General features: G+C 49.5%; 17 protein-coding genes and 1 tRNA gene. 2 read left to right on the top strand and 16 right to left on the bottom strand.

Annotated features, from left to right (window positions below; genetic code table 11):
• The first annotated feature begins 547 nt into the window (after window positions 1–547).
• Both METMA_RS0115405 and METMA_RS0115400 read left to right on the top strand, forming a co-directional pair.
• Window positions 548–1555, top strand: a complete 1008-nt coding sequence (locus METMA_RS0115405; protein WP_020159999.1) for an AAA family ATPase — start codon at window positions 548–550, stop codon at window positions 1553–1555.
• Between the two features lie 28 nt (window positions 1556–1583).
• Complete coding sequence (locus METMA_RS0115400; RefSeq protein ID WP_027147376.1) at window positions 1584–4073, top strand: S8 family peptidase; 2490 nt, start codon at window positions 1584–1586, stop codon at window positions 4071–4073.
• A 146-nt stretch (window positions 4074–4219) separates the two neighbouring features.
• Here METMA_RS0115400 and METMA_RS0115395 read toward each other — a convergent pair whose 3' ends face one another.
• The 16 genes from METMA_RS0115395 to METMA_RS0115320 form a co-directional block, all read right to left on the bottom strand.
• Window positions 4220–5758: an RNA-directed DNA polymerase gene (locus METMA_RS0115395; protein ID WP_020159997.1), complete on the bottom strand. Its 1539-nt coding sequence runs from the start codon at window positions 5756–5758 to the stop codon at window positions 4220–4222.
• Window positions 5759–5837: 79 nt separating this feature from the next.
• Window positions 5838–6494: a hypothetical protein gene (locus METMA_RS24705; RefSeq protein ID WP_020159996.1), complete on the bottom strand. Its 657-nt coding sequence runs from the start codon at window positions 6492–6494 to the stop codon at window positions 5838–5840.
• A 430-nt stretch (window positions 6495–6924) separates the two neighbouring features.
• Window positions 6925–7000, bottom strand: a tRNA-Lys gene (locus tag METMA_RS0115385).
• Window positions 7001–7056: 56 nt separating this feature from the next.
• Window positions 7057–7731, bottom strand: coding sequence for a 7-cyano-7-deazaguanine synthase QueC (queC, locus tag METMA_RS0115380; protein WP_020159995.1), 675 nt, complete (start codon window positions 7729–7731; stop codon window positions 7057–7059).
• A 6-nt stretch (window positions 7732–7737) separates the two neighbouring features.
• Window positions 7738–8379 (bottom strand): 7-carboxy-7-deazaguanine synthase QueE, encoded by a 642-nt coding sequence (gene queE / locus METMA_RS0115375; protein ID WP_020159994.1) that lies wholly within the window; start codon window positions 8377–8379, stop codon window positions 7738–7740.
• Between the two features lie 3 nt (window positions 8380–8382).
• The gene (gene ybgF / locus METMA_RS0115370) at window positions 8383–9213 is read right to left on the bottom strand and encodes a tol-pal system protein YbgF (RefSeq protein WP_020159993.1); all 831 of its coding nucleotides are present in this window, start codon (window positions 9211–9213) and stop codon (window positions 8383–8385) included.
• Window positions 9214–9789 carry a peptidoglycan-associated lipoprotein Pal gene (gene pal / locus METMA_RS0115365; RefSeq protein WP_020159992.1) on the bottom strand — a complete coding sequence of 192 codons (576 nt, stop codon included), beginning with the start codon at window positions 9787–9789 and terminating at the stop codon, window positions 9214–9216. It abuts the gene before it with no gap.
• A gap of 61 nt (window positions 9790–9850) precedes the next feature.
• Window positions 9851–11119, bottom strand: a complete 1269-nt coding sequence (gene tolB, locus METMA_RS0115360) for a Tol-Pal system beta propeller repeat protein TolB (RefSeq protein WP_020159991.1) — start codon at window positions 11117–11119, stop codon at window positions 9851–9853.
• A gap of 138 nt (window positions 11120–11257) precedes the next feature.
• Window positions 11258–12505: a cell envelope integrity protein TolA gene (gene tolA / locus METMA_RS0115355; protein WP_020159990.1), complete on the bottom strand. Its 1248-nt coding sequence runs from the start codon at window positions 12503–12505 to the stop codon at window positions 11258–11260.
• A gap of 7 nt (window positions 12506–12512) precedes the next feature.
• Window positions 12513–12959: a protein TolR gene (tolR, locus tag METMA_RS0115350; RefSeq protein WP_020159989.1), complete on the bottom strand. Its 447-nt coding sequence runs from the start codon at window positions 12957–12959 to the stop codon at window positions 12513–12515.
• Window positions 12956–13633 (bottom strand): protein TolQ, encoded by a 678-nt coding sequence (gene tolQ / locus METMA_RS0115345; protein WP_020159988.1) that lies wholly within the window; start codon window positions 13631–13633, stop codon window positions 12956–12958. The genes tolR and tolQ overlap by 4 nt, the downstream gene beginning before the upstream one ends.
• Window positions 13623–14024, bottom strand: a complete 402-nt coding sequence (ybgC, locus tag METMA_RS0115340) for a tol-pal system-associated acyl-CoA thioesterase (protein WP_020159987.1) — start codon at window positions 14022–14024, stop codon at window positions 13623–13625. The genes tolQ and ybgC overlap by 11 nt, the downstream gene beginning before the upstream one ends.
• A 138-nt stretch (window positions 14025–14162) precedes the next feature.
• Window positions 14163–15197, bottom strand: coding sequence for a Holliday junction branch migration DNA helicase RuvB (gene ruvB, locus METMA_RS0115335; protein ID WP_027147375.1), 1035 nt, complete (start codon window positions 15195–15197; stop codon window positions 14163–14165).
• Window positions 15194–15793, bottom strand: coding sequence for a Holliday junction branch migration protein RuvA (gene ruvA, locus METMA_RS0115330; RefSeq protein ID WP_020159985.1), 600 nt, complete (start codon window positions 15791–15793; stop codon window positions 15194–15196). The genes ruvB and ruvA overlap by 4 nt, the downstream gene beginning before the upstream one ends.
• Window positions 15790–16290, bottom strand: coding sequence for a crossover junction endodeoxyribonuclease RuvC (gene ruvC, locus METMA_RS0115325; RefSeq protein WP_027147374.1), 501 nt, complete (start codon window positions 16288–16290; stop codon window positions 15790–15792). Before ruvC ends, ruvA begins: the two co-directional genes overlap by 4 nt.
• A 51-nt stretch (window positions 16291–16341) precedes the next feature.
• Window positions 16342–17097, bottom strand: coding sequence for a YebC/PmpR family DNA-binding transcriptional regulator (locus tag METMA_RS0115320; protein ID WP_020159983.1), 756 nt, complete (start codon window positions 17095–17097; stop codon window positions 16342–16344).
• Window positions 17098–17150 lie beyond the last annotated feature (53 nt).

Genomic DNA, 17150 nt, shown 5'->3' with positions numbered 1-17150 from the left:
AATAGCGGTATAAATTTAGAATAGTTATTTGCTTTAACTCATCATGTTAAAGTGAACCAGTTAGGGCTTGCCGGTGCGGGTAGCCTCTCTCAAGCTCGTCTTTTTTGTGCCGATAAAATACAACAACCCACAAAAAACAGCAACACATCATACATAATGCGTTAATCTTCTTTAATAACATTTTGTAAATAAAGATATTAACAGATTACATATACAACAATGGGACACTAAGGGGACATCTGAAAATGAAAACAGCTCGAATTGGCTATTTTTAACCAAATTAGAAGGCCTTTAGAATTAGCTATTTAGGCTAGGCCTTGTAGTACGTGCGATGATTCTGCGAATCATTTGAGACTGGTCAATTATTTGCAAAATCTGAAATTGATCTGACAGCGTTAAAACGAATCTCAACTGGAACCTACTCGGTAAGATTAACATCTATATTGATATTGCATGTCATAGATGAATTCAATGATTTTTTTTGCCTTATAGAGTATCCTGATACACATATCATTTACCTTACTAAACACAGAGCCACCTTACAACCATGGCCAGCGCTGACCAACTCAAAGCTTTGCTCAAATCACATATTGACGGTGATAATGGTCATTTTTACGCTGTCGCAATGCAATTGGCGGCGCATGAGGCCAAGTTAGGTCACGGTAAGCTGGCAGAAGAATTACGTTCGATAATTGACGCTGGCAAAGCACAATCCTCTCCCCTTATTTCCGCTGGAAAACGACCAACTCCAATCATTCAGCCCCGCGGAGAAATGACTACGCTGCTCGACGCTTCTTACCAAAAGGCACGTCTAGCTGAGATTGTATTGGACAAGACCACTGAGGAACATTTGCAACGCATTATCAAGGAGCAGCGGAATTATGCAAAAATACAAGCTCACGGTCTATCACCGCGACGAAAAATTCTCCTAGTCGGTCCACCTGGCACTGGAAAGACACTCACCGCCTCAGTATTGGCCGGAGAATTGGGCATTCCGTTGTTTGTGGTTCGGCTAGATGCACTAATTACCAAGTTTATGGGCGAAACCGCTGCCAAACTGCGGCAGGTCTTCGATACCATCGCCTCAATGCGCGGCATTTATTTCTTCGATGAGTTTGACGCTATCGGTGCTCAACGTGGATTTATTAATGATGTAGGCGAAATTCGTCGAGTTCTCAATAGCTTCCTGCAAATGCTTGAACGGGATGAGTCCAATAGTGTCATTATTGCTGCCACCAATCATCCGCAAGCACTCGATTATGCGCTATTCCGGCGTTTTGATGATGTCATCGAATATGGTTTGCCGAATCCTACTCAGATCATTGAAGTTTTGAAATTCAAGCTGTCCGGTTTCAAAATTGTCAGACCTGTATGGACTAGCTTAGCCGAAATCGCCGAAGGTTTAAGCCATGCTGAACTGACTCGTGCAGTTCAAGATGCGATTAAGGATGCAGTTATTCATGATCGAAACAACCTGACCAATATGGACTTGGAAAAGATGCTGAAAGAACGGCAAATCATGAAACAGCGCAAGATTTTTTCCCCTGAAATTTAATTCTCTAAATTAATTCTTTAGTGACCTTATGGATGAAAGTCAAACCTCCCGCCGTCATCATTTTGTTCTTTCCAATACATCGCAAACTGAGCCTTACACCCCGATAACGAGAGGTGGCGGCGACAAAAAACTCCCCGAATTGGACCGAGCCACTCATGGACAGAAATTGCTTGGTCAACTCTCTAATCTTAAATCTATCGCCGAGAAAGCCAAGAACCAACAGCAACAAGCAGGAATAAATACTGGACTTGGATTGCAAATCCAATTTTCCAGTCTGCCGGATGTCGAGTTAGCAATACAAAGCCTCTCTGATACTCGCGCTGGAATCGAATTAATGAATGTCCGGCATGATGAACATCATACCTATGCCACTGTATTTGTGCCCGATGGGAAACTGGATATATTTGAACGAAAAATTCAGGAATATATTGCGGAACGTAAAGGCAACAAGGGACAGGCACTCGACAATAAAGCGCTGATAAATACTATCAGTGAAATCCGTACCGCTGCTTTCAATGAGTTATGGACGGATGATCTATCGGCATTACCAGCTTCGGAACAGGAGCCAATTTGGTGGGAAATATGGCTACCTATTTTGAAAGACAGGATATCAACAAACCATCACTTTCGCTCTATTGCGGAGCAAATCGGCTTTGAACTTTCTCTCGACGAATTGCATTTTCCCGAACGTAGCGTATTGCTCATGTATGGCACACAAATGCAGATCCAGCAGTCAATGATGCTGCTCAACAGCATCGCAGAACTCAAACGCGCCAAAGAAACCGCCGAGTTTTTCGATTCACTGGCCCCAACAGAACAACGAGAGTGGACTAATGAATTGCTCGAACGGACGAAATGGCCTCTAGAAAATGCGCCCCATGTCTGCATACTTGATACCGGTATTAATGCCAAGCACCCGTTGCTTGCACAGAGTTTAAACGACGAAGATCAACATACCATTGAACCTAGCTGGGGTGTTGCCGATCAAAACGGCCACGGCACGGAAATGGCCGGTTTGACAATCTGGGGCGACCTAACCCCCAACTTAGCAAATTCTGCTCCAGTCGTATTAACCCATCACCTTGAATCTGTGAAACTTTTACCTCACGACGGAGGAAATGTCGGCCGCCATCACGGCAATCTGATGCTGGAAGCCATAGCTCGACCGGAAATCACAGCGCCGTATCGTCAACGAGTTTTTAGCATGGCAGTCACCGCCAAGGATAATCGAGATCAAGGTAAACCTTCTGCTTGGTCCGCTACACTAGACCGTTTAGCTTGTGATGTGGATGGTGAGGGTCATACGCCTCGTTTATTTATCGTATCAGGTGGTAATATTGATGATCCAAATGCTTGGAGCCACTATCCATATAGTAACAGTACTGACAGTATCCATGATCCAGGGCAAGCTTGGAATGTTCTTACAGTCGGCGCCTACACCCAAAAAATCGACATTACTGAAGCGAACACCGATGGGTATTCAGCCATTGCACCTTCAGGTGGCTTAAGCCCTTTCAGCACAACATCGCAAACTTGGCAAAGGCATTGGCCATTAAAACCGGATGTGGTTTTTGAAGGTGGCAACGCAGCAAAAGATGCCCTCGGACCAGTGACTATGCACAGCCTAAGTTTGTTGACGACATCTCATGAGCTTACTAATCACTTGCTAACTACCACCAACGCAACCAGCGCTGCAACAGCCTTGTGTTCCCGCATGGCCGCTCAACTCATAGCGCAGTATCCTAATCTCTGGCCGGAAACGGTACGGGCTCTAATTGTACATTCGGCGGAATGGACTGAGCAAATGAAAGCTGGCTTTCTTGATCGGCGTGAGCGAAGCGGGGATTATCAGAACTTGATTCGCCATTGCGGCTTTGGCGTACCCAACCTCGAACGCGCCTTATGGAGTGCATCTAATTCGTTAACCCTAATCGTCCAAGACGAACTGCAGCCGTTTGTACGAGAAAAAGATAAGGGAGAACCAAAATTGCGTGAAATGCATCTGCATTCTCTGCCATGGCCTCAAGAAATTTTAATGAATTTAGGAGCAACCTTGGTTGAAATGCGTGTGACGCTTTCCTATTTTATCGAACCCAGCCCCGGTATTGTCGAGCGGGGTGCGGGCGGACGCTATTGTTATGAATCCCATAGTTTACGTTTCGACGTTAAACGCCCTGAAGAAAAACCCGATGATTTTCGTGCCCGCATCAACCAGCGGGTACGCGATGCGGAAGAGGGAAGCTATACCAGAGGCGGCTCCGATTCTAATTGGTTATTGGGACCGGACTTGCGCCACCGGGGATCACTGCATTCCGACATGTGGACAGGGACGGCAGCAGCACTTGCCGAGCGCGGAATTCTTGCCGTATATCCAGTGACGGGTTGGTGGAAAACCCGCAAGAAAGAAGGACGTTATGACCAAAAAGCGCGCTATGCTCTTATCATATCTATTCGCACCCCAGAGACCGATGTTGATTTATACAATGCTATCGAAAACCTAGTCGCGATTTCCACGTAATCATGGTTATTGTCTTTTTCATTAAAATGCCGAGCTAAAATAGGTGGACAATGTTTTTTGCCCACCATCTAGCGGATAGCATTTATTCCGCTTCATGTTAGAACTCAGTGACGCACCGTTAGAGCCGCCGTGCTTGTAGCGAATTATTAAGAGCTCTTTACCCACTTTGCAAGTGTTAGTTCAAATGGCCGATTAAACTTCTGGCGATTGATAAAATACTTTTTTTCGTCTTTCGGAAATCCAGACACTGCGTATATGAATGCACTCTGCAGCCAAGGATCCATAGCACGAAAGGATTCTTTGTGCTCTCTTGTCCAATCAAGGGCAGAATTTACGCGCGATGCCAGAATTATCTCGCGACGAATAACCGCATCCCCTTTCTGATACAGTCTCTGAAGCTTATCGAAGTGATTGATATGATTGTTCCGAGTAAAAAGGCTGAGGATAAGTAATCTAAAATACTCGCTAGATTGAACTTCACTAGTTCTCAGCAGACCGATAAGCTTGCCCCCAATCCGCTTCCAATCTGCTGGAGCAATAGACTGTACGGATCCGAGATAGAAGCAAATATTTGAGAAACATGGCCCCAATCGTTCTAAGTTATCCAGCGAAACGTCAATGGCACCAGGATGTCCGATTTGCGCTAGGCGCCGATAGAACCATCTAAGCCTTATGTAATCAACGCATTCGGCATTGATGTAACTTTCGATAACATTATGGATGGCAACCGGCGAAATTGATGCCCAGTCTGTAGGAGATATCTGGGAATATGAGATTGTTGAATATGGATCTCCACCCGAGTACTTCTTGATCAGCGCTAACAACGTCTTTTCATTTGTGTTAATCGGACGGTCTTCTATCATTTCCGAGCAGAGTTTTTTGAATTCTTCCCGCTCATAAAACTTAGTTTTGTACCTTTGAAGCGTAAGCCGTTGTTGTTTATCCAGCACTGTGGCGACCGTTGCTAGCGCCGTCTTTGCCTCACGCTTTGTTTTGCGGAAAATTAAAATGTCATCAGCATATCTGATGAAATTCATGCCTCCAGATTTCAGGCTATTGTCAACAGGAATGAGCGTTGATTCAGCAATAAGGTGAATAGGGTGCGGACCAATAGGAACCCCTCGAGACACGCCTTCTGTTGTTGATTCGAGCAAGGACACTAGCCATTTAACGGCCTGATTCGGTAATCCAGCCGCTATTAACTGATTCTCGACAGTATGATGATAGACCTGATTGTAGAAGTCAGCAATATCACAGTAGAGAACGCATTCAGACTTCTCCGATAGTTTGGATGCTCTAACCCAGAAGTCATTCCAAGCCGTTTTTCTGTTATACAACCCCTCTGTGACAGTCGATTTAAAACGATAGCTATAAACGTACTTTGGCGATAGGCGACGAGACTCAATCAGCCCACCATACTCATAAATTATGGAGGATAAGATCACTGAATCTTGCGGGTCGAGTTGCGTTGCTTGCCTGTAGGATATTTCATCTTTTGGAACGATAAATCTCCGACACACTCCAGGAACAAATGCACTTAAATCCTTATCTGCGATTTGTGAAACGAAATGAGCTTTCTCTGAGATGATGGCCTCAATCTCTAATACCTTTGGAAACAGGTCACCGTCAGAGTGGGATTGAATGAAATCAACTGCCCATTCGATAGATGCCGCTTTTAGTGTCATGACTTTGTCCAGTTATAGTGCCTAACACTACCTTCAGCAGAGCAGGTGCGCTAGCGATTGCATCCATTAGAAGGCACTGTTATATTTTTCCGATTATAAAACCCTGCGATTTTACGCATTTTATGAAAGCATCATAAGCTTGCAGAAGCTCTTGCCCAGCATTCGCAACGTCATGAAGCATTTCATAATATCTCTTTTCACTCTCATCTCTCCTTCCTTTCCAATGGTAGGGAGGTAGGTACATAATGCCAGATGCATCTTCTTGCGCTCCAAGATAACCAGCGCATTTACTATTAAAATGACGAATAGTTATCACTAGCTCTTGTTTTTTTGATTCAACAACTTCGTTATAAAGAGCATAAGGTGGTTCAGAGAACCTCATGCAACAGTCAAGATTATGGGAAAAATCCCTTCTCAATCCAGCATAAGATGCTTGTTCAATCCAATAGTTAGTGTTGTCGTATGGTAAAAAACTAATAATTTCTTCAATTATTCTTTGATCATGCGGCTCTTCTTTGGCTTGTTTTTCTCTTTGTAGCGCTAAAAGCCTTTTTTGTTTGCTGTTTTCTAAGCTTAAAAACAAAAGATTATGGCAACCACCGAGGGCCATGAGGATGACACCTGCAATATATGCGGGTACATCTGGTACATCTATAGGGATATCAATATTGAATACTTTTTTGAATACAACCTTGAGAATCAAATGTTCGATTAATGGAGTTGATACTATAGCCATGCCAGTATATAGCAGTGATTTTGTCACCTTGTTTGAAAACGGCGATAACAGCCACTTCTTTAGAAATGGGTGCACATATTCATCCTAAATAAGTTTCATAAGCTTCCGGTTGATTTGAAAATATAACGTAAAGTTAACTGTACGGCCGGAAAGTTAAGAACATAACCCCATTATAATCGAGTCTCGATTGAGCGCAGCATGAGGTCAAATGTGTGATTGCAAGGCCGCCCGTTCATTCTTTCCTACCAACATTTAAAAAGCTGGCTATTAAAACTAATGGCTCATTAAATGCCTGAAACAGGCTGGATTTTGTTGCGGTTTATTGTAGTGTTTTATCTTGAAGTGTCCCACTAGTGTCCCACAAAAACTTTCAGACATAAAAAAAGGGCTTGGTAAATTACCTAAGCCCTTGTATGAATTCGGTTTTTGTTGGTGGGTCGTGTGCGATTCGAACGCACGACCATCGCATTAAAAGTGCGGTGCTCTACCGGCTGAGCTAACGACCCTCAACAAAGAATGCTCATTATAAAGATTAATTCGGTTCTTGCAACCTTTTTTTAATTTATTTTTGATATTGGGTTGGATCTGCTATTCCGGCTTCGGTAAATCCGGTTTTTCTTAGACGGCAGGCGTCGCATACACCGCATGCGCGGCCTTGCTCATCAGCGGAATAACAGGAAACCGTGCGATTGTAATCCACGCCCAGTTCGGTGCCCAGTTTGATGATTTCGGCTTTGCTGAGTGAGATCAACGGCGTATGAATTGTAAAATGCTCACCTTCCACGCCCGCTTTGGTGGCCAGATTCGCCAGGTGCTGGAATGCCTTGATAAATTCAGGCCGACAGTCGGGATAACCGGAATAGTCGACGGCGTTGACGCCGATAAAGATGTCGTGGGCGTTCAACACTTCCGCCCAGCCCAGCGCGAAAGACAGAAAGATGGTGTTTCTGGCCGGCACGTAAGTGACCGGAATGCCTTCCTGGGCCGTATCGGGCACGGCGATATGTTCATCGGTAAGAGCCGAGCCGCCAATTGAGCTTAAACCGATATTGATGACTTTATGCTCTTCAACGCCGTAGTCAGCCGCTATCCGCGCGGCCGCTTTCAGCTCGGCATTATGCCGCTGGCCGTAATCGAAACTTAAGGCATAACATTTAAACCCCTGCTGTTTGGCAAGGGCGAGTACGGTAATTGAATCTAATCCGCCTGACAGCAGGATAACGGCTTTTTTTGACATTTCAGTTTATTTACCCCGGGCATCATCCCAAAGTATTTTATGGAGTTGTACTTGAAAGCGAACAGGCAGCCTGTCGCGCAGGATCTTTTCGGCCAGTTCGGTCGGATTCTGCTGCCCCATGGTCGGCGAAAACAGGATTTCGCAGCGGCCTGGCAGATCATGTTCGGCCAGGATCGCTTTCGACCATTCATAGTCTTCGTCATTGCCGATCACGAACTTGACCTGATCGTTAGGTGTCAGGTAGTCGATGTTTTGGTAGCGATTTTTGCCTAATTCGCCCGAGCTGGGCGTTTTTAGATCCATGACCTTGCTCACGCGCGGATCAACGCCAGACACGTCCAACGCGCCGCTGGTTTCCAGCGAGACGACATAGCCCTTGTCGAGCAGTCTTGTCATTAATTCCAGGCACGAGGGCTGGGCCAGCGGTTCTCCGCCCGTGACGGTCACATGGCGGGTCGCGTATTGCTCAACCTGATCGATAATGGCATCGATCTCTGTTTTCGTGCCGCCGGTGAAGGCATAGGCGGTATCGCAATAGACGCATCTTAACGGGCAACCGGTAAGCCGAATAAAAACCGTGGGCAGTCCTACGGTATTCGACTCACCTTGTAGCGAATGGAAAATTTCGGTTATGCGTAATGAACTCACAATCTAAGGCTTGGCAACTTCAATCTGCAGCAATTTCTTTTTTGCCAGATAAGCTGCAGTTGAGCTGGGGTAATCGCTAGTAATGCGGGTTAAATAATCACGCGCTTTGGCCCAGTTTTTCTGATCAAATTCAATATATCCCAGCTTCAATAACGCGTCAGGCACTTTGGCACTGCTTGGGTAATTCTGGATAACCGCGTTAAAAGCCTTGCGTGCCGCATCGATGTCCTGATTGACTTTATACGCCTCGCCTAGCCAGTACTGGGCATTGCTGGCATATGTGCCGTTAGGGTACTGGCTGATGAAGTTATTGAATTCCGTGATTGATTGATTGGTATGCCCTCTTCTTAAGGCTTCATACGCTTGCTGGTATTGTTGTTTTTCAGCATCCGAAGCCTGGGGCGCAGCCGGTTGCTGCACGGCGGGCGCGGGCGCGCTTACCGCTGGCGCAGCTGGCTCGGCCGTATTAGCGGCCGGGTCAACGGCGCTTTCCTGCTCCAGCGGGGCTTCAACATCCGCTGGAACACTACCAGTCGTATTACTCTCGATGCTGTGCAGGCGCTCATCAAAGTCGGAATACATGGTGTTCTGACTTTTTTTCAGCTCTGCAATCTGATGAGCCTGCTCTTCCACTTTGCCTGTCAGTTGCTGCACTTCGGTTTGCAATCGATCCAGGCGTCCCATTAGCTCATAAACGGCATTAGCCGGGATTGCGCCGGGATTGGCCGTCCCGGCGGGATAGGTTGAGTAATCAACAACCGGCGGCAGTGATCTCGGCTCTGCGCTAGCAGTCGTGATGCAGGCGCACAGCAGCATGAGTAAACGCGTTTTCATTTAATTGCCTTGATAAACCAGTTCAACACGACGATTCAGTTCCCAGGATGATTCATCATGCCCAAATGCTGCCGGTTTTTCTTCACCGTAACTGACAATTTCCAGCTGACTGTCACTGACGCCCTGCACTTTCATCATGCTGGCGACCGATTTTGCCCGCTGTTCACCCAATGCGATGTTGTATTCGCGAGAACCGCGCTCATCGCCATGGCCTTCCAGCACGATGCGCTGCCCGGGATTGGCAAGCAAATATTGCGAGTGCGCGGCAATGACCGGCACAAAATCCTGTTGGACTTGACTGCTGTCCAGCATGAAATAAATGGTTTGTTTTGATAGCGGGTTACTCGGATCGCTAAATTCGGGTCCCAAGCCGCCTGCGCTGCCAAAACCGCCCCCCATTTCCGAACCGGAGAAGCCGGAACCATTATTGAAGCCGCTGGTCGAGGCGTCGTTGATACCGGCCGCGTTGCTTTGGCTGCCGTCAGTCAGGCCGAGTTCCTCTTCATCAGTTGTGCCACAAGCTGTCAAGATGGTTGCACTGATTGCCAATGCCAATATTGTTCTATTCAATTTCATCTTTAATTTCCAAAAATAAGTGATTAATTTTACTCAAAAAAACAGTTTACAGCCAACAACTCTAGGGGGACCATGCCGGTTCACGCACTTCACTGCTATCAAAAACCAACTTTTGCTGCATTTTACCATCGATTGATACAGCCGATAAGTAACCCACACCGCCTTTTCGTGAAGCATACAATATCAAACTGCCGTTCGGGGCAAAACTGGGGGATTCATCCAGGCGCCCTTCCGTCAATACGTTTACGGTACGGGTCGCCATATCCATTACGGCGATACGATAATCGCCGCGGTTGCCATGCACCATGGCTAAATTTTTACCGTCAGGTGAAAAACTGGCGCCTGCATTGTAATCGCCGGTAAACGTCAGCCTTTTTTCCTGGCCGCCCGTGCTGGGCATGATATACAGTTGAGGCTTGCCGCCTCTATCCGATGTAAAAACGATATGGCTGCCGTCGGGCGACCAGGTCGGCTCGGTATCGATCGCGTAGCTTTGAGTCAGCTTGGTTAATGAGCGCGTGGACAGATTTAACACATAAATATCGGGGTTGCCGTCCTTGGACAGGGTGAGAGCCAGTTTCTGCCCGTCGGGCGACCAGGCCGGCGCGCCATTGATGCCGGGGAACTCGGCCACTTTTTGCCGTTCACCTGTCGCCAGCGTCTGCACATAAATCGCCGCCGTTTTTCTCTCAAACGAGACATAGGCCACTTGTCTGCCGTCAGGCGACCAGGCCGGCGACATCAGCGGCTCAGGCGATGACGCGATAGTTTGGGGATTAAACCCGTCGACATCAGCGACTTGTAATTGGTGTATACGCTGCTTGTTGCCTTGTGACTGGCTGGTGATATAAATGATCCGGCCGCTAAAGATCCCTTTGTTACCGGTCAGCTTTTCAAAAATAATATCGCTGATATGGTGTGCTGTTCGGCGCAATTCAGAGGCCGGTGAGGTCATGCGATAGCCCAGCACCTGGGTGCCTTTATAGACATCGAATACCTGAAACTGAATATTGTATTGTCCAGCCTGTTCGGTTACCTGCCCGATCACCAGATAATTCTGGCCTAAGGCCTGCCACTCGTTAAATCTGACCGCTTCCGCCGTGCTTGGCCTGCTCAGCATATTCTGTTCATCCAGCGTTTTGAAGTAACCGCTGCGCCCCAAGTCCGAGTTCACGATAGAGCCAATATTGACGGGCATGCCGGTTGACCCTTGAAAACCGAAAGGAACCACGGCAATAGGCATTGCGCTCTCGATGCCTTCGGTAATTTCAATACTCATTTCAGCGTGGTTCACGGGCGCATAAAAACCAATCAGGCCGACTAACAACATTCTTCTAAAAAAACTCACATTATTTCCTCTGACACTTGACTCAAAAAACCGGTTGAAAGCTTCGCGGCACCTGCCTCTGGCAACGCATTTCCAGCTGCTTATATCCAGAAAAACCGTCGGATTAGAAGCATAAATTTATCATTTTGGTTCAAACACAAATTTAAACGATCTAAATTCTTTGCTAAACAATTCTTTATCCGTAGGCACGGGCAGCGGCTGAGCTTTTAAAACCGCGTTGACTGCGGAATTATCAAAATACTGATCGCCACTCGATGCAATGATAACCGGCTCACCGATGACTTTCCCTCCGGAAGTCAACCTGACTTGAATAGTGCATTTTATTCCGGTTGTAGCAGAAGGCGAACGAATCCAGCTTCTATTGACTTTTTTCTGAATGGCATCTTTTGCCGCCATTAAAGCCTGGGATTGAGCATCGGCTTTAGCTCTGGCCGCTTCCACGGCAGCTTTTGCTTTTGCAATTTCCGCCTGCTCTGCCGCCGCCTTAGCCGCTGCAATTCTTTCCGCCTCCGCCTTTTCTGCCGCAGCCCTCTCTGCTGCCGCTTTTTCGGCCGCTGCTTTCTCCGCTGCTGCTTTCTTTGCCGCCGCTTTCTCCGCTGCTGCCTTCTTTGCCGCCGCTTTCTCGGCCGCTGCTTTCTCCGCTGCCGCCTTCTCGGCCGCTGCCTTCTTTGCCGCCGCTTTCTCTGCCGCTGCTTTCTCCGCTGCCGCCTTCTCGGCCGCTGCCTTCTCCGCTGCTGCCTTCTCCGCCGCTGCTGCTTTCTCGGCCGCTACCTTCTCCGCTGCTGCCTTCTTTGCCGCCGCCTTCTCCGCTGCTGCCTTCTCCGCTGCTGCCTTCTCCGCTGCTGCTTTCTCCGCGGCCGCTGCCTTCTCCGCTGCCGCCTTCTCTGCCGCCGCCTTCTCGGCGGCAGCCTTGGCTTTGGCTGCTTCGGCTTTTTCAGCCGCCGCGATTCTTTCCGCTTCGGCTGTTTCTGCGGCGGCTTTCTCGGCCGCCGCTTTAGCCCGAGCAGTTTCAGCTTGCTCGGCGGCCGCTTTTTCTGCCGCGGCTTTCTCGACCGCCGCAACTCTTTCCGCTTCGGCCTTTTCGGCAGCCGCTTTGGCAGCTTCAGCCCGCTGTTGTTCTGCTAATTGCTGCCGTTCTAGTGCTTCTGCCTGCTGTTGCTCTGCCCGGTACTCATCCTCTTTTTCAGGCTGAGCGTCGGCTTCCGGAGGCACGTCAATTTCTTCCAGGGAAGCCTGGATAATTTCCGGCGCCGGCTCCTTGCTTTCTTTAGGCTTGATGTCGAAACTCAGCGTAAACAGGCCGAAAAGCACAACATGCAGCGCTAAAGCCAGGATAAACGGCCATACGAATCGTTTTTGACTATCCATCTATTCTCTATTGCCCATCAGGTTTAGTCATCAGCCCTACATTGCTTAACAAACCGGTTCTTTTCAGCTCGGCCATTACCCTGACCACTTTGCCGTATCCCAATGTCTCATCGGCATTGATCAGAACCTGGGTTTGCGGTTTATTGCTCAGGATGGCCGCCACCCGCGCGCTTATCTCTTCAGCCAGTATAGGCTCATCCTTGCCGTCGCCGTTGCTAATAAAATATTGTTCCTGCTTGTCGATCGTAACGACGAGCGGCGGATCATCCTTCTGTTCTACCGTTGCCGATTCGGCTTTCGGCAAATCAACTTTCACCCCCGTCTGCAGCATCGGTGTCGTGATCATAAAAATAATCAGCAATACCAGGGTGACGTCAATATAGGGAACGACATTGATTTCAGCCATCGGTTTTCTTCGTCCGCGGCCGCGTTGATTGCTTGTTTGTGGACTCATTTGTTGTGCGCCTGTCTTTGCAATAATACGACGAACTCCTCAACGAATAATTCATAACGGCCGGTCAATCTGTCCAGGTGCGTGGAAAAGCGGTTATAGGACACAACGGCCGGTATCGCGGCAAACAGGCCGATAGCGGTTGCGATCAAGGCCTCGGCAATACCGGGCGCCACTTGCGCCAGGGTCGCCTGCTGGACATTGCCCAGGGAACGGAAGGAATTCATGATACCCCACACCGTACCGAACAGGCCGATATAAGGGCTGGTCGATCCGACGGTCGCCAGAAACGGCAGGTGCTCGTCAAGCCGGTCCAGTTCCCGCGACAGTTCGATGCGCATGGTGCGCTGAGCGCTTTCCACCTGCACGCCGGGCTCGACATTGCCGGCCTGCCGCATGCGGGAGAATTCCTTATAGCCGGCCAGGAAGATTTTCTCTATGCCTTCCGGCTCGAAGTCTTTTGATGTCAATTTTCTGTAGAGATCGGCCAGCGGCACGCCGGACCAGAACTGCTCTTCGAATTCATCGGTAATTTCCAGGGCCCGGCTAAGCACTTTGCGTTTGGAAAAGATAAATGTCCACGATATTATCGAAGCCGTCAATAATATCAGCATGACAAACTGAACGACAAAACTCGCTTCGGTAATCAGGTGGATAATGGATAAATCAGTATTCATTCTTTAACTGCTCTTGTAAACTCTCAGGGATTACTTTAGGGCGCATGGTTTCTGCATTCAGACAGGCAATGCGAATGACGCCCCTGCACAAAACCTCATCGCCCCGTGTTATTTGTTGCTCAAAATCGAAACTGGCTTTTTTAATAAAGCTTATTTCGGCACTGACCTGCAGCTGGTCATTAAACCGGGCCGGGAGCAGGTAATCGACCTGTACGGACCGCACGACAAAAATCGTCCCCTCCGCCATCAATCGATCCTGTTCATGCCCCATCGCCCTCAACATTTCAGTTCTTGCCCGCTCGAAAAACTTCAGGTAATTGGCATGAAACACCACGCCGCCCGCATCGGTGTCTTCGTAATAAACCCGTACCGGCCAGATAAATCTTTTCATTATGTTTATTCCCTCATTGGTGAGCCCTCTGGAACCACGCCGCTATCAAAAAACCGTGAGCCGACACTCTTTAAAGCATAAAGGGCGACTAAAAAGTCACCCTCATGCCACTGCGCTCTTAAATTAACCAATTAATTATTATGTAAATATGTCTTCCGATACGCCCTGTTGTTGCGGTGGTTGCAGACCAAAGTGCAGGTAGGCATGCTGGGTCACCACGCGCCCGCGCGGCGTGCGCATGATAAAGCCCTGTTGCAGCAGATAGGGCTCCAGCACATCTTCAATCGTGCCGCGCTCCTCGCTGATCGCCGCCGCCAGCGTGTCGAGCCCTACCGGACCGCCGGCGAAGCTTTCAATCATGGTCAGCAGCAATTTGCGGTCCAGGGCATCGAAACCGTTATTATCGATTTTCAGCATAGCCAGCGCCTGGCTGGCCGCTTCTTCCGTCACAGTGCCGTTGCCCTTCACTTCCGCATAGTCACGCACGCGGCGCAGTAAGCGGTTGGCGATGCGGGGCGTGCCGCGCGACCGGCGCGCAATCTCGTGGGCGCCGCCTTGCTCCATGCTGATGCCCAATACGTTTGCCGAGCGCGCAACGATGCTGGCCAGTTCTTCGATGGTATAAAACTCCAGCCGCTGCACGATGCCGAAGCGGTCCCGCAACGGGGAGGTCAACAAGCCGGCCCGGGTGGTCGCGCCGACCAGCGTGAACGGCGGCAGATCCAGTTTGATGGAACGCGCGGCCGGCCCCTCGCCGATCATGATATCGATCTGATAATCCTCCATGGCCGGATACAGGATCTCCTCAACCGCCGGGCTCAAGCGATGTATTTCATCGATGAACAAAACATCATGCGCTTCAAGATTGGTCAGCAGCGCGGCCAGATCGCCGGCCTTGTCGAGCACCGGCCCCGAGGTCTGGCGAATATTAACGCCCATTTCGGCCGCGATGATATTGGCCAATGTGGTTTTACCGAGGCCCGGCGGCCCGAAGATCAGGACATGATCCAATGCCTCCTGGCGCGCTATCGCCGCCTGGATAAAAATCTCCATTTGTGCGCATAATTCCTTCTGCCCGACATAATCGACCAGGCGCTTGGGCCGGATGGCTCGGTCCTGCCGTTCCTCATCCGAAAGACTGTGCGCGGTAATCATGCGATCTCTCTCTATCATCTTACGGCACCCTGCAATGCCGACCTGATAATGTCTTCACAGCTTTTGTCCTCGGTGCTGATGCCTTGCACCATTTTGCTGGCATCCTGCGGCTTGTAGCCTAATGCGCATAAAGCGCTGATCGCTTCCTGCCGGGGATCCTTGGCGGCCGGGAAAACCGAAGTATCGACCTGTATTGTGGAACTACCCCCGAGATCGGGCAGCCTGTCACGCATCTCGATAATCAGGCGTTCGGCGGTTTTTTTACCCACCCCCGGCAAGCGGACCAAAGCCTGCGTGTCATTATTATGAATGCAATGCCGGAATTCCTCGGCACTCTGTCCGGATAAAATCGTCAACGCCAGCTTGGGGCCGACGCCGTTGACCTTGATCAGGTTCCTGAACATCAGACGATCCGATTCGGCCAGAAACCCGAACAGAATATGGGCGTCTTCGCGAACGACAAGGTGGGTATGCAATTGGACTTCCTCACCGATGGCCGGCAGATTGTAAAACGTCGTCATCGGCGCTTCGACTTCGTAGCCGACCCCGTGCACATCAAGTAACAGCATCGGCGGCGCTTTGAGCACCAGTTTACCGCGCAGGAAACCTATCATCGCGCCCCGCCCTGCTGCAATCGCCGCGCGGTTTGCTGATAGTGGGCATGACACAGAGAGATCCCCAAGGCATCGCTGGCGTCGATCTGCAACTCGCCTTGAAGATTGAGCAGAATCTTCACCATATGCTGGACCTGAAGTTTCTCGGCGCTGCCCTTGCCCACCAGCGCCTGTTTAACCTGCCGGGCGGCATATTCGAATACCGGCAGGTCGGTGACCTGAACCGCGCAAATGGCCGCGCCGCGGGCTTGCCCGAGCTTAAGCGCTGAATCGGCATTTTTATGCATGAAGACCTGTTCTATGGCCATTTGCTCAGGTTGATATAAATCGACAATTTCCAGTACACCATCAAATATTTGCTTGAGCCGGTCAGGAAAATAATCGGCGCTGATGCGGATACTGCCGCTGGCTATATAACGATAACCGCGCGGCGATTCCTCGATAATGCCGTAACCGGTAATTCTTGATCCGGGGTCTATCCCTAAAATGCGCGTCACAATGAATGGTGCCTGCAAGTGGTAATGGAAAGGCTGAAAAGCCAATAGGTCTTATGCCTTTTCAGACAACTGCTCCATGATGTCTTCGCTGATGTCGGCGTTGGAATAGACATTCTGCACGTCGTCCAGGTCTTCCAATCGGTCGATCAGGCGCATCATTTTCTCCGCGGTCTCAGCGTCGAGTTCGGTATTGGTGGTTGCCTGCATGGTGATTTCGGCGTTATCAGGCTGAAAGCCCGCCGCAACCAGGGCATCCTTGACTTCCAGATAGCTTTCCGGCGTCGTCATGACATCCATCGAACCGTCATCGTTGGTGACCACATCTTCCGCGCCGGCTTCCAGCGCCGCTTCCATCAGCGCGTCTTCGTCAACCGAATCGGCATAAGTGATAATGCCGACCTTATTGAACATATAAGCCACGGAGCCGTCGGTCCCCAGATTACCGCCTGCTTTGGAAAACGCATGGCGGACTTCGGCAACGGTACGGTTACGGTTATCGGTCAAGCAATCGACCATGACGGCCGTGCCGCCGGGACCGTAGCCTTCGTAGCGCACTTCTTCATAATTAACGCCTTCCAGCGTGCCGGTTGCTTTCTTGACGGCATTGTCAATGGTATCGCGCTTCATATTGGCGCCCAGGCCTTTGTCTATCGCTGTCCGTAGAGACGGGTTGGTCGCCGGGTCGCCGCCGCCGGATCTTGCCGCTACTGAAATTTCTCTAAGGATTTTAGTGAAAAGCTTGCCGCGCAAGGCATCCTGTCCGGCCTTGCGGTGTTTGATATTAGCCCATTTACTATGTCCAGCCATTGTCTCTCTCTAGTAACAGTTTAAAATTTAACGATTTTAACATTCTGTCCGGC

The sequence above is a fragment of the Methylobacter marinus A45 genome (assembly GCF_000383855.1).
Lineage (GTDB): Bacteria > Pseudomonadota > Gammaproteobacteria > Methylococcales > Methylomonadaceae > Methylobacter > Methylobacter marinus.
Note: the sequence above shows the minus strand (reverse complement) of the source record. Positions and strands in the feature narration are given on the sequence as shown.

Bases quoted from the DNA above. Each gene is read 5' to 3' on its own strand.
- tolR (WP_020159989.1), bottom strand. From the start codon at position 12,959: ATGAGTCCACAAACAAGCAATCAACGCGGCCGCGGACGAAGAAAACCG.
- tolQ (WP_020159988.1), bottom strand. From the start codon at position 13,633: ATGAATACTGATTTATCCATTATCCACCTGATTACCGAAGCGAGTTTT.
- METMA_RS0115320 (WP_020159983.1), bottom strand. From the start codon at position 17,097: ATGGCTGGACATAGTAAATGGGCTAATATCAAACACCGCAAGGCCGGA.
- ruvB (WP_027147375.1), bottom strand. From the start codon at position 15,197: ATGATAGAGAGAGATCGCATGATTACCGCGCACAGTCTTTCGGATGAG.
- METMA_RS0115395 (WP_020159997.1), bottom strand. From the start codon at position 5,758: ATGACACTAAAAGCGGCATCTATCGAATGGGCAGTTGATTTCATTCAA.
- METMA_RS0115405 (WP_020159999.1), top strand. From the start codon at position 548: ATGGCCAGCGCTGACCAACTCAAAGCTTTGCTCAAATCACATATTGAC.
- pal (WP_020159992.1), bottom strand. From the start codon at position 9,789: ATGAAATTGAATAGAACAATATTGGCATTGGCAATCAGTGCAACCATC.
- ybgC (WP_020159987.1), bottom strand. From the start codon at position 14,024: ATGAAAAGATTTATCTGGCCGGTACGGGTTTATTACGAAGACACCGAT.
- tolA (WP_020159990.1), bottom strand. From the start codon at position 12,505: ATGGATAGTCAAAAACGATTCGTATGGCCGTTTATCCTGGCTTTAGCG.
- queC (WP_020159995.1), bottom strand. From the start codon at position 7,731: ATGTCAAAAAAAGCCGTTATCCTGCTGTCAGGCGGATTAGATTCAATT.
- METMA_RS24705 (WP_020159996.1), bottom strand. From the start codon at position 6,494: ATGGCTATAGTATCAACTCCATTAATCGAACATTTGATTCTCAAGGTT.
- tolB (WP_020159991.1), bottom strand. From the start codon at position 11,119: ATGTTGTTAGTCGGCCTGATTGGTTTTTATGCGCCCGTGAACCACGCT.
- METMA_RS0115400 (WP_027147376.1), top strand. From the start codon at position 1,584: ATGGATGAAAGTCAAACCTCCCGCCGTCATCATTTTGTTCTTTCCAAT.
- ybgF (WP_020159993.1), bottom strand. From the start codon at position 9,213: ATGAAAACGCGTTTACTCATGCTGCTGTGCGCCTGCATCACGACTGCT.
- ruvA (WP_020159985.1), bottom strand. From the start codon at position 15,793: ATGATAGGTTTCCTGCGCGGTAAACTGGTGCTCAAAGCGCCGCCGATG.